Origin of the sequence: Streptomyces sp. MK37H (genome assembly GCF_018035285.1) — a bacterium.
In the GTDB taxonomy this organism is placed as follows: Bacteria; Actinomycetota; Actinomycetes; order Streptomycetales; family Streptomycetaceae; genus Streptomyces; species Streptomyces endocoffeicus.
In genome coordinates, this window is sequence record NZ_JAAAYH010000276.1 from 1 (window position 1) to 12,219 (window position 12,219).

Genomic DNA, 12,219 nt, shown 5'->3' on the forward strand with positions numbered 1-12,219 from the left:
CCACTTACGGGCGCCAGGAGGAAGGACACGGAGGAAGGGGCGGGCCTCTGGCCCGCCTCGGGCTCACGCCGAGGCCGGGCGCCTCACTCGTGCGTGGCCCATGGCCGACCCGGCAGTCACGTCGCCGACTCTAGCAGCGCCCGCATGTCCGGCCCCGGGTCCCCGGGCCCCTGGGGCAGTTGGCGGTGGATCGGGGCCGTGACGTGGTGCGCGGACCCTCGTTGATCCGAGCGTATGTCCGAACGCCGCGCTGTCCGATCCGCATGCCACCACGCCGCATCGCCCCTCGGTTCCTCCCTCCCCTCCGTATCTGAAGGCGGTCCCATGCCCACGACTGCTGATGACCCGCGCCAGACGGCCGCGCTGCTGCTCAACCGGCGCGGTCAGTACCTGCTCCATCTCCGCGACGCGCACAAGCCCATCTGCGACCCGGGCACCTGGTCGCTCCCCGGCGGCGCCGGGAGGATGCCGAAACCCCCGCGGAGGCGATCGTGCGCGAGCTGACGGAGGAGACCGGGCTCACCACCGGGCCGACGCCGCCGTCCCCGCACCCGGGCGCCCGAGCAGGCTCCCGAGACCCACCGCGGTGGGCGGGTGCCCCACGTCATCGGCGTGCATCTGTATCTGGAGCGCGACGGCGAGGTCCTGCTCGGGCTGCGCCACCCCGACTCGGCGTACGCACCGTCCACGTACCACTTCCTGGCCGGTCACTGCGAGCAGGAGTCGGCCGTCGCGTGTCTGATCCGGGAGGCGCGGGAGGAGCCGGGGCTGGTGGTCGAGGCCGAGTACGTGGAGCTCGTGCATGCCGTCCACATCATCGACGCTCCTGGCACCCAGGCCGCGAATGCGGATGGTCTTCCGCGCCCGGCTGTGGCGGGGCGAGCCGGAGCTCCTGGAGCCGGACAAGTGCGTCGGCTGGGGCTGGTGGCCGCTGGACGGCCTGCCGGAGCCGACCGTCACCTACACCCGGGCCGCGATCGACGGGATCAGGGCGGGACGCCGCTACACCGAGATGGGATGGAGCTGACCCCGGGCGCGTTCACCCGGCGAGCGCCATGTCCGATTTCCGCCAGCACGCCTCCTCTCCCAGGGCGCACAGTGGAGGTGTGATGAGCGACGACAGCAGGTACGAGGCGGTGTGCAGCCGCGACGCGCGGTTCGACGGCGAGTTCTTCTTCGGTGTCGCCACGACCGGGATCTACTGCCGGCCGAGCTGCCCCGCCACCACGCCCCGGCGCAAGAACGTCCGGTTCTTCCCGACCTCGGCCGCCGCGCAGGGCGCGGGGTTCCGGGCCTGCCGCCGCTGCCGACCGGACGCCGTGCCCGGCTCGGCCGACTGGAACGCGCGGGCGGACGCCGTCGGCCGCGCCATGCGGATGATCGGGGACGGGGTGGTGGACCGGGAGGGGGTGGCCGGGCTCGCCTCGCGGCTCGGGTACAGCGCCCGGCAGGTGCAGCGGCAGCTGACCGCCGAGCTCGGTGCCGGGCCGGTGGCGCTCGCCCGCGCCCAGCGCGCCCACACCGCGCGGATCCTGCTGCAGACCACCGCGCTGCGGGCCTCGGAGATCGCGTTCGCGGCCGGGTTCTCCAGCGTCCGGCAGTTCAATGACACCCTGCGCGAGATCTACGCCGCCACCCCCACCGAACTGCGCGCCGCCCGGCCGGAGAAGTCCTCCCTGTCCGGGCCCGTGGGGGCGCCCGGCGGGGTGCTGGGGACCAACGGTGGGACGAATGGCGGAACGGCCGGGGTGCCGCTGCGGCTCGCCTACCGCGGTCCGTACGACACCACGCAGGTCTTCGACTATCTCGCCCGGCGAGCCCTCACCGGCCTGGAGGAGATGGTGGGCGCACCGGGCGCCCGTACCTACCGCCGCACGCTGCGGCTGCCGCACGCCTGCGCCATCGTCGAGGTCGACGAACGGCCCGGCGACGGCTGGCTGGAGTGTCGGCTGCGCCTGACCGAGCTCCGTGATCTGACCACCGCCATCCAGCGGATCCGGCGCCTGTTCGACCTGGACGCCGATCCGTACGCGGTCGCCGAGCGCCTCGGCGCCGATGCCGCGCTCGCACCCCTGGTGGCCGCGCGGCCGGGGCTGCGTTCCCCGGGCACCACCGACCCGCATGAGCTCGCCCTTCGCGCCGTGCTCGGCCAGCAGGTCTCGGTGGCCGCCGGGCGGGTGCTGGGCGACGGGCTGGTCGCCGCGTACGGCAAGCCCCTTGAGCGGCCGGACGGCGGGCTCACCCATCTCTTCCCGCGCGCGGAGGACCTCGCCGAGGCGCCGCTCGCCGAGCTCGGCATGCCGGAGAGCCGCCGCGCCACGCTGCGCACGCTCGCCGCCGCGCTCGCGGACGGCACGGTGCGGCTGGACGCGGGCGCCGACCGCGACCGGACCGAGAAGGAGCTGCTGGGGCTGCGCGGCATCGGCCCCTGGACGTCCGGTTACATCAGGATGCGGGCGCTGAGCGACCCCGATGTGCTGCTGGAGTCGGATGTCGCCGTACGGGCCGGGGCCCGCGGCGCCGGGGCGCATCTGGAGGACTCCGAGGGCTGGCGGCCCTGGCGCTCGTACACCATGCACCACCTCTGGAACGCCCCGCGGCCCCGGCCCGCGTGATCCCGCCGAGAGACACCCGCTGGGAGCCACCGCCGCTGGGAGCCACCGCACCCGCCAACTCATCGATACGCAGAGCCCGATGACAGCACGGTGAGATCGATGACCCCGGCGTGAAGAACGCCAACCCATTCTGAAACCCCGGTCCGACGTCGCTTTACGGCCCCTTTATGCCGCTGAGAGCGTGCACAGCGAGCACTCTCGACGAGCACGAGACGAGAGCGAACTGGGGGAGATCGTCAATGGGACACAGAAGAGGGCGCGTCGTCCAGGGGATCCTCGGTGTCGGGGCCCTGCTGGGCGCGCTGCTAGGGATCCCGCAGCAGGCCCACGCCGATCCGGCGCCGCCTCAGCCGACCGTCTGCAAGCCGTGGGTGGTCATTTCCGCCTATGGCGCGGACGCCTCGGCCGGGCCGGGTGCTCCCTGGGGCAGCCCGGTCAACAGCCAGTACATCGGCGGGATCACCGACGCTCTGAAGGCGAAGGGTATCGGCACCGCTGCTCGTGATCCGGACGGCAATCCGCGGGCGGACGACGCCGTGGACATCCGCAATCTCTCCTACCCCGCGAACGCGTTGCAGTACTGGCCCTGGGAGCCGGGCTACAACGAGTCGCTGAGGCTGGGGAAGGAGAAGCTCGCCCAGGAGGTGAGCTGGTACAACACCACCTGCGGCAAGGGCACCAACCTCATCCTGCTCGGGTACTCCATGGGTGCCCATCTGATGAAGCAGGCGATGCAGGATCCGCTGCTCCAGGCCAATCAGGAGGCCGTGGCCGCCGTGGTGAACGTCGCCGATCCCAGCCGGAGCAACGGCCAGGCGGGGATGGCGCAGAGCGGTCAGATGCGGACGGTGACGCCGGACTTCACCCCGGCCGAGGCCCAGCCGGCCGACGGCGGATTGCTGCAGCGGGCCACGGTGCCGGAGACCTTCTCCGGCTTCCTCGGCGACGGCCGGTACCACGACATCTGCCGCACGGACGACCAGTTCTGCAACCGACCCGGTCAGACCCTGCCCGGGGACTGGGTCGACATCGCCAAACGGGCCGCGGACAGCGAGGGGCCGCACGGCGACTACGCCCGCGGCGCCGACTCCACCGGCGCCCAGGCGGTGGAATCCGCGCTGACGCACCAGGCGGAACGGAACACCGTGCCCCCGGGACCGCCACCGGCCCCCGGGACCGGTGACACCAACCCGCCGGACATTCCGCCGCCCCCGCAGGGGCGGCCGGACGACCCTCCGGCGCCGCCGAACGACCCGAACGACAAGTCCTGCGCACCGCACGGCGACACCGACGCGACGGGCGCCGCGGCCATCAAGGAGGCGTGCGCGGTGATCGGGGCGGACACCTGGTACACCTGGGGCGGTGGCCACGGGGTGAATCCGCCGGGGGCCACCTTCGGCCATGTGGACTCCTCGGACCCGGAACGGAGCAGAAACGACCCGAACCGCAAGGGCTTCGACTGCTCAGGGTTCGTCCGCTACGCGTTCTACAAGGCCGCCGGCTATGACGTGCTGGGCGACCGCACGGCGGAGCAGATGTACAACGCCTCGTGGCCGGTGCGGATGACGGCGGGGCAGGGCGAGGGCGCGCTGCGCCCCGGCGATCTGGTGTTCTTCGGCACCGCGGGCAATATCCACCACACCGCGATCTATCTGGGCAACGGGCAGATCGCCGAGGCCCCGCAGTCCGATGAGAAGATCCGGGTGGCCCCGCTGCGCAGCCATGACGACTACACCGGTGCCGTGCGGATCAGTGGCGCGGGTGGTGGCGGCGGCGGTGACGCGCCCCAATCCACCTGGGGCACCAATGTGCGCACCCACACCGAACCGTCCGTCGGGTCGGCGGTGCACTCCACCTTCCCCGGCCCGACGGGGATCCGCGTCGACTGCCAGCGGCGTGCCGAGCGGGTCACCTCCGAGGGCTACTCCAGCGATGTGTGGTCGCATCTGCCGGACGACGGCGGCAGTTGGGTCAGCAACATCTATGTGAAGGGGCCGGAGTGGATTCCGGGTGTCCCGGCGTGTGACGGGGATCCGGGCCAGGGCCGTCCGCCCGGTGACGGCGCCGGATCGCAGCGGCAGACGTGGGGCACCGATGTCACATTGCGCAGCGGTCCGTCCTCGAAGGCCCAGGCGACGGACGCGCTGGCGAAGCCGACGACGGTACGCGTCGACTGCCAGGCGCGGGGCGAGGAGGTCACCGCGGACGGTGTCACCAACAACGCGTGGGCCCATCTGCCGGACCGCAACGCATGGGTGTCCAACATCTACATCCGGGGCGGCGCCTGGCTCGAGGGCGTTCCCGAATGCGACACCGACCAGGGCGGGGGCTACGGCGACAACGTCGACTTCCGTAACACCTGGGGCGATGACGTACGGGTCCACCGGGACCCCGCGCAGGGCTCACCGGCCGTGACCACGCTTCAGGGTCCCAGCCAGGTGCGGGTCCAGTGCCAGGTCCACGCGGAGCAGGTGACGGCCGAGGGCTACACCAACGACGCCTGGAGCTATCTCTCCGACCGCCAGGGATGGATCAGCAACATCTATCTCAAGGGCGGTGCGTGGCAGGACGGCGTGCCGCTCTGTGCGCCGGGCAATCCGCCGCCGGGGAGGTGAGCGAGGTCAACGGGCCGCCAGGTCGCGCACCGTGCGCAGCCCGGCGGTGACATCGGCGATGGTCGCGCAGTCGCCCACCGCCGCCCCCGCGGGCAGGACGAGGTCCGTCGGGGGGCGGCGGGTGGCGACGGCGTCGGCCAGGTCGGACAGCGCGGCCCGCAGGCGGGCCGTGAGGGCGGGATCGGGCTGTGGGGCGCCCTGGTCGAGCCGTACGCCGCAGGCCGTTACCGCGTCCACGATCTTCTCCAGCGCCAGCACCACCGGCGCCCAGGCCGCCAGGTCCCGGCCGAACGGCGGGTGTTCGGCGCTGGCCACGTCCACCGCGCGGCGGGCGTCGGCGAGCGCGCGGTAGGCCTCGCGACGCAGCCGCAGCCGGGTGGCGTACGGCGCCTCGGCGGTGAGCACCCGGTCGAGGTGGTCGCGGGTGGCGCGGACGGCGAGCGACAGCCGCACCGACACCTGGGCGCGCGGACCGCCGAGCCCGGGCAGCGCCCCGGCGGCCAGGACCACACCGCAGGCCAGCAGCGTGTCGGTGAGCCGGGTGAACCCGGGGTCGGTGTCGCCGCCGAGGTAGACCAGGGAGAGCAGCAGCGGGGTGAGCACGGCGGTCTGCAGGGCGAAGTGGCGTACGGAGACGGGGATCAGCGCGGAGCAGACCGCCGCGACGGCCACCGGCCAGATACCGGGGTCGCCCGCGCCGGGGGCGAGCAGCGTGGCGAGGGCGCCGAAGACGGCCACGCCCACGGCGGTGCCGAAGGCGCGGGAGAGGGCCCGCGAGACGAGCGGGCCCATGTCGGGCTTGACCAGGAAGGCGGCCGTGGCGGGGAGCCAGTACCAGTGCGCGCCCGGCAGTTGCTGGGCGAGCGCGGTGCTGACGCCCACGCACAGGGCCACCCGGGCGGCGTACTCCCGGCCCGCCGGGCCGAGCGCGCGGCGCAGCCGCTGCCGGTGGCCGGGGACCACCGCGCCGACGGGCGGCGCCGGTTCGCCGTCGAACACCCGGGCGGCGAGCAGCACGGCCCGGTGCATGGCCACATTGCCCGCGGTATCGGGCACCGGGGCGGGCAGCCGGCCCGGTGGCAGCCCGGTCCGTACCGAGCGGGCCAGTTGGGCGGGGGTGCGCGCGATGCGCTCGGGGACGGGCTCGTCCTCCCACAGAAGGGTCAGGATGCCCTCGCTGAGCGCTCCGGCCACCGCCAGCCGGTCGCGCGACCGCCGCTCCTCCTCGTCGACGCGGTGCAGGGGGAGACGGTGGGCGTAGAGGGCTTCGTACGCCGCGTCGTAGGCGGCGGTCAGCTTGCGCCGGGCGGCCTGGCCGCCGTCGGTGCCGACCGCCGTCATCAGGTCGGCCAGGGCGTCGTACACGGCGGCCACCGCCTCCCGTTCACCGGAGGGCGCGGCCTGGCGCGAGGGGATGACGCGGGGCAGCAGCGCGGCCATGGCGATCACCCATGCGGCGCCGATGAGCAGCAGGCCCGCCCTGGCCGGCGGGGACACCGGGAGGGGCATGCCCGCGCCGACGACGGCGAGCACCATCAGCTGCACCCCGGCGGAGGAGCAGACCGGGCCGATGGCGCTGATCGCGCCGGAGACCAGTCCGACGGTGGCGAGGGCGAGCGCGATCCAGATCCCGAGGCCCAGCGTGCCCAGCCAGGCCCCGGTCAGCAGCCCGACGGCCCCGGCGAGGGCGGGCAGGCCGATGCGCACGACGCGGGTGGCGCGGGTGGCGGGGCGGTCGTTGATATGGGCGAACATCGCCCCCAGCCCGCCGAGCATCCCGAACGGGGTGTGTCCCGACGCCACGCCGACGGCCACCACCGGTCCCACGCCGAGGGCTCCGCGGACCACCGCCGCCCAGGGCACGGGGCCCCGCAGCGCCCGCACCCCGCGCAGGGGGTGCGTAAGCCAGTCGGGCGGTGTGCGGCGCGCGCGCAAGGATCCTCCGTGAGGTGGAAATCGTGGGGCTCTTAGAACCGTACGTGAGCAATGCGGGACTTTCGTAACCTGCGTATTTCCGCCATGTGAGCCGCTGATGCCCCATCCCGCACACAAGCTGCCCTCGGCCCGCGGACCCGGGTGTGACCTGGTGCTTTGTACAGTCTTCCCGGACCGGCCGGTCGGCCTGTTCGGGGTGCACATGCCAGGCTCATATGTCTCGCTCCGTGGCCAGCTTCTTGCGGAGCGTGTTGTGCTGGGTACGCGGGAGAACTAGCCTCCCTTCCGCCCGTTACCGAACATTCGTCTGGTAACCGCCTTCCGTTGATCCCCAGCGCCGGAGAACGCCATGCAGGTGACCTTGCATCAGGACAAATGCGTCGCCTCGGGGCAGTGCGTCCTCGCCGCCCAGGACGTGTTCGACCAGCGGGACGAGGACGGTGTCGCCGTACTCCTCGACGACCGCCCGCCGGCGGAGCTGCACGACGACGTCCGTCACGCGGCCGCCGTCTGCCCCGCCCTGGCGATCGCACTGGCCGACTGGTGAGCGCACCGCGGAACGTCGTGATCGTGGGTGCCTCGGTCGCGGGGCTCACCGCGGCCGTCACACTGCGCACCGAGGGGTACGACGGAAGGCTCACCCTCATCGGCGACGAGCCCCACACTCCCTACAACCGGCCGCCGTTGTCCAAGCAGATCCTGGCGGGCACCTGGGAGCCGGACCGGATCAAGCTGCGCACCGACGAGGAGCTGTCCGCCCTCGACGCACGGCTGCTGTTCGGCAGCTCCGCCACCGGTCTGGACACCGACGCCCGCCGGGTGGTGCTGGACGGCGGCGACAGCGTCTCCTACGACGCCCTGGTCATCGCCACCGGTGTCACCCCCAACAGCCTGCCCGGCGCCCACCATCTGGCCGGGGTGCATCTGCTGCGCACCCTCGACGACGCCCTCGCCCTGCGCGCCGACCTGCGCCGCAAGCCCGGTGTGAGGGTGGCGGTGGTCGGCGCGGGCTTTCTCGGCTCGGAGGCCGCGGCGGCGGCCCGCAGGATGCGGCTGGACGTCACCATGATCGACCCCCGGCCGATGCCGATGCGGCGGCAGTTCGGCGACCGGATAGCCGCCCTGGTCGGGCAGTTGCACAAGAAGAACGGGGTGTCCATGCGCTGTGGCACCGGGGTGCGGCGGTTCTTCGAATCCGGCGGCCGGGTGACCGGTCTCGAACTCACCGACGGCACACTGCTGGACGCCGATGTCGTGGTGGTCGCCATCGGTGCCGCCCCGGCGATCGGCTGGCTGGCCGGATCCGGTCTTGAGCTGGGCAACGGTGTCGAATGCGATCCCACCTGCCGCGCGGCGCCCGGCGTCTACGCGGCCGGTGATGTCGCCTCGTGGCACAACAATCACTTCGGCTGCCGGATGCGGCTGGAACACCGGCTGAACGCCACGGAACAGGCGCGGGCCGTCGCCCACAATGTGCTCGGCGAGAACCAGCCGTTCGCCCCCGTGCCGTACTTCTGGACCGATCAGTACGACGCCCATATCCAGGCGTACGGCATCTTTCCCGCCGACGCCGAACTCGCCGTGCTCCACGGCGAGCTCGAGGGCGGCCACTTCGTCGTCGCCTATGGACACCGGGGCCGGGTGGTCGGGGTGCTCGGCTGGAACAGCCCGTGCGAGCTGCGCAAACTGCGTCAACTCGTGGTTGACCGGGCACCGTGGGCATCGATCCTGCCCGCTCCCCAGGCGGTGTGGCCCGGCCGACACCTCTCGGCCAGCCTCCGGTGACCGCGACGTCAATTTCCGGCCATGCGCTCTCGCGAGGCTGGGTGGGTGCTGGTCCGTCGTCTTCTCCTGCAACGTGTCGCCGTCGCTCCTGGTCACTGTCGGCTCCTCGGGCTCGCCGGGTCGGTGGCCCTGGCAGCGGGCGGAGCGACGGCCGGAGCGCTACCGGTGGGGGACGCCCTCACTCCTGACTCCGGGAGCGAGGCGCTCGGGCTGATCAGCACCTATTTCGGGCTGGTGCTGCTGATCGCGGCGTGGTGGCTGCTCGGGCGCGAGGTGCGCGGGCCGAGGCCGCCCGGCCCCCGCTCCCTGCTGATCACGCTCGCCACCTGGGCGGCTCCCCTGCTGCCCGGACCGCCGATGTTCAGCCGGGATGTGTACAGCTACCTCGCCCAGGGCGCGATGGTGCACGCCCGCATCGACGTCTACACCCACGGCCCCATCCGCCTCGGCGGGCCGCTGGCGGACGAGGTGGCGCCGGTGTGGCAGCACACCCCGACGCCGTACGGCCCGGTCTCGCTGGCCTTCGAATCGGCCATCGCCCACGCCTCGCGCGCCGAGCCGTCGCTCGGGGTGATCGGCCTGCGGCTGATCGCGCTGCTCGGGGTGGCGCTGATGGTGCTCGCGCTGCCCGTTCTGGCCCGCCGCTGCGGCACCGACCCGAGCGCCGCCCTGTGGCTGGGCGGCCTCAACCCGCTCCTGCTGCTGCATCTGGTGGGTGGGGCGCACAATGATGCCGTGATGCTCGGGCTGCTCGGGGCCGGGCTGGTGGCCGCGACGGGCCGATGGCCGGCCTGTGGCGCGGTGCTGGTCACGCTCGCCGCCCTGGTCAAGGCCCCGGCGGCGCTGGGGCTGCTGGCCGTCGCCACGCTGTGGGCGCGCCGGGTGGAGGGCCGCAGGCGCCGCGTCGGCGCCGTGGCGGCCACCGCCGCGCTGTCCCTGGCCACCACGGGAGTGGCGACGGCCGTCACCGGCACCGGCTACGGCTGGATCTCCGCGCTCACCACCCCGGCCTCACCGGACAACTGGGCGCTGACCAGCACGCTCGGCCGCGCCACCGGCGCCCTGCTGGAGGCCGTCGGCAGCGGTCTGGCGCCGCTGGCCGCGCCCGCGTGGCACGGTCTGGGGCTGCTGGCCACCGCGGTGGCCATCGGGGCCGCCTGGCTGCGGCCGCCCCGCCCCCGGCCGGTGTACGCGCTGGGGCTGAGCCTGATCGCGGTGGCCGTGCTGGGCCCGGCGATCCGGCCCTGGTACGTGCTGTGGGGGCTGTTCGTGATCGCGGCGGCCGGTCCTGGCGGAACGGTGCGCAAGGCGGTGGTGGCCGGGAGTGGGGTGCTCGCACTGGCCGTACTGCCCAATGGGTTCGCGCCGGATTCGCGGCAGCTGACGTACGCCGTGTGCGGGGGCGTGCTGGCGGTGTGCGCGCTGTGGTGCGTACGGCACGCGCCGGGGTTCGCCACCGGCAACGCGCTGCCCGCCGTCCCCGGCGGCCACCGATCGGAGCGTTCGGCATGACGGGGCCCACCACTTCACGCGGACGGCTGATCCTGGCGCTCGCCCTCTCCGTGGCGGTGGCGCTGTTCCTGGCCTTCGTCCCGCTGCACCGGCACTGGTTCGACCTCAACGTCTACTACGACGCCGTGGGCCACTGGCTGCGGGACGGCCGGATCTACGACTTCACCATCCCCGGCGCGGACGGGGCGGACTACGGCTTCACCTATCCGCCCTTCGCCGCGCTGTGCATGCTGCCGATGGCCCTGTTCACCTGGCCGGCCGCGATCACCCTGAGCATGGTGCTCAACGTGGCCGCCTCGGCCACCCTGCTCACCTGGCTGATCGGGCCGATCGTCCAGCGGCACGGCTGGAACAAGTGGTTCGCCTTCGTGGTGGCGGCCTGTCTGTTCGTCCTGCTGGAGCCGGTGCGGGACACCTTCAGCTTCGGGCAGGTCAATCTGCTGCTGCTGGTGCTGGTGTTCTTCGACGCCTGGCTGCTGTCCACGGGGCGTGGCCGGTACGCCGGCTGCGGTATCGGGCTCGCCGCCGCCATCAAGCTCACCCCGGCCATCTTCATCGGCTATCTGCTGATCACCCGGCGGTGGCGCGCCGCCGCGACCGCCACGGGCACCGCCGCGGCCGCCACCCTGCTGGCCCTGGCGGTGGCACCGGGAGCCTCACGGGTCTACTGGACCGAGGCGCTGTGGGACACCGACCGGATCGGGGTGCTCTCCTACGTCTCCAACCAGTCGTGGGAAGGGGTGCTGGCCCGGCTGGTCGATCCGGTGCCGCCGAGCGGGGTGGTGTGGGCGCTCGGGGTGCTCGCCGTGCTGGCCGTCTGGGCGCACCGGGTGCGCTGCGCGGTGGCCGTCGGGGACGAGCGGGCCGGGTTCGCGCTGACCGGGGTGACCGCCTGCCTGATCAGCCCCATCACCTGGGTGCACCATCTGGTGTGGCTGATTCCGGCCCTGGCGGTGCTGGTCGACAGCGGGCTGCGGCCGGACGCGTCACCGGCCCGGCGCAGGCTGCTGCTCCAGGTCGGTGCGGTGGTGTACGTGCTGCTGTGCAGCAGTGTGGTGTGGCTGTGGCGGTTCGACTCCACCGGGGTGGACGGCTTCCTCGGCAGCAACACCTATGTGTGGATCTGCCTCGGCCTGCTGATCGCGCTCCCGCTGCGCGGCGCGCGTTCCGCGACGATGCTGGGCCAAGAGCCGTATCCGGCACGTATCCCATGACCGACAGGAGTGTCCGGACCGATGCCTGAAGCGATGCCGCACCCCGTGGAGCAGCCCCTGGACCGGCCCGCGGAGCGGACGGAGCGCCGGTCCCTGTACCGGCGGCTGCCGCTGCGCCGGATCCTGTGTCTGCTGCCACTGCTCGTCGTGGCTGTCTGGGTGGTCCAGCACCGATCGCTGATCGGCTCCGGCGCCCGTCAGATGTTCACCGCCAATCCGTACTGGCTGCTGACGGCGGTGGCGACCACCGGGCTCGGCTGGGTGGCGGTGTCGTTCGCCCGGCAGGGCACGGTGCTGGAGCGGCTGCCGGCCAGGCGGCTGTTCGCCACCCAGTTCGCCGCGGGGGCGGCCAACCATCTGCTGCCGTCGGGGATCGGCGCCAGTGCGGTCAACATCCGGTTCATGACGGGCTGCGGGCTGCCGCCCGCCCGCTCCTCGGCGGCGCTCGCCCTGTACTTCCTGGCGGAGGCCACGGCCCGGGTGGGGTTGCTGCTGGTGCTGCTCGTGGCGTTTCCCGAGGCGCTGCGGCTGGGCCCGCTGCTC

General features: G+C 73.2%; 10 protein-coding genes and 1 pseudogene. 10 read left to right on the forward strand and 1 reads right to left on the reverse strand.

Annotated elements, in window-relative coordinates:
• The first annotated feature begins 324 nt into the window (after window positions 1-324).
• The 5 genes and pseudogenes from GWI24_RS30175 (at window position 325) to GWI24_RS46640 (ending at window position 5,230) form a co-directional block, all read left to right on the forward strand.
• Complete coding sequence (locus GWI24_RS30175; RefSeq protein WP_247617070.1) at window positions 325-504, forward strand: hypothetical protein; 180 nt, start codon at window positions 325-327, stop codon at window positions 502-504.
• A gap of 108 nt (window positions 505-612) precedes the next feature.
• A pseudogene (locus tag GWI24_RS45685) lies at window positions 613-744 on the forward strand (NUDIX hydrolase); the annotation flags it as partial.
• Between the two features lie 58 nt (window positions 745-802).
• Window positions 803-1,027 (forward strand): hypothetical protein, encoded by a 225-nt coding sequence (locus GWI24_RS45690; protein WP_247617072.1) that lies wholly within the window; start codon window positions 803-805, stop codon window positions 1,025-1,027.
• A gap of 82 nt (window positions 1,028-1,109) precedes the next feature.
• On the forward strand, window positions 1,110-2,615 hold the full coding sequence (locus tag GWI24_RS30185) for an AlkA N-terminal domain-containing protein (RefSeq protein ID WP_210949056.1): 1,506 nt from the start codon (window positions 1,110-1,112) through the stop codon (window positions 2,613-2,615).
• A 239-nt stretch (window positions 2,616-2,854) separates the two neighbouring features.
• Window positions 2,855-5,230 (forward strand): NlpC/P60 family protein, encoded by a 2,376-nt coding sequence (locus GWI24_RS46640; RefSeq protein WP_210949057.1) that lies wholly within the window; start codon window positions 2,855-2,857, stop codon window positions 5,228-5,230.
• A 6-nt stretch (window positions 5,231-5,236) separates the two neighbouring features.
• On the opposite strand, the gene GWI24_RS30195 is transcribed toward GWI24_RS46640, so the two are convergent.
• Complete coding sequence (locus GWI24_RS30195) at window positions 5,237-7,165, reverse strand: FUSC family protein (RefSeq protein WP_210949058.1); 1,929 nt, start codon at window positions 7,163-7,165, stop codon at window positions 5,237-5,239.
• A gap of 349 nt (window positions 7,166-7,514) precedes the next feature.
• Between GWI24_RS30195 and GWI24_RS30200 the strand changes: the two genes are divergently transcribed.
• The 5 genes from GWI24_RS30200 to GWI24_RS30220 form a co-directional block, all read left to right on the forward strand.
• Entirely contained in the window at window positions 7,515-7,712 is a 198-nt protein-coding gene (locus GWI24_RS30200; RefSeq protein ID WP_210949059.1) for a ferredoxin, read from the forward strand.
• Window positions 7,709-8,950, forward strand: coding sequence for an NAD(P)/FAD-dependent oxidoreductase (locus tag GWI24_RS30205; protein ID WP_210949060.1), 1,242 nt, complete (start codon window positions 7,709-7,711; stop codon window positions 8,948-8,950). The genes GWI24_RS30200 and GWI24_RS30205 overlap by 4 nt, the downstream gene beginning before the upstream one ends.
• 21 nt (window positions 8,951-8,971) lie before the next feature.
• The gene (gene mptB, locus GWI24_RS30210; RefSeq protein ID WP_210949061.1) at window positions 8,972-10,462 is read left to right on the forward strand and encodes a polyprenol phosphomannose-dependent alpha 1,6 mannosyltransferase MptB; all 1,491 of its coding nucleotides are present in this window, start codon (window positions 8,972-8,974) and stop codon (window positions 10,460-10,462) included.
• Window positions 10,459-11,676, forward strand: coding sequence for a glycosyltransferase 87 family protein (locus GWI24_RS30215; RefSeq protein WP_210949062.1), 1,218 nt, complete (start codon window positions 10,459-10,461; stop codon window positions 11,674-11,676). The genes mptB and GWI24_RS30215 overlap by 4 nt, the downstream gene beginning before the upstream one ends.
• A gap of 21 nt (window positions 11,677-11,697) precedes the next feature.
• Window positions 11,698-12,219: lysylphosphatidylglycerol synthase domain-containing protein (locus GWI24_RS30220; RefSeq protein ID WP_210949063.1), on the forward strand; the 522-nt coding region annotated here is incomplete at its 3' end.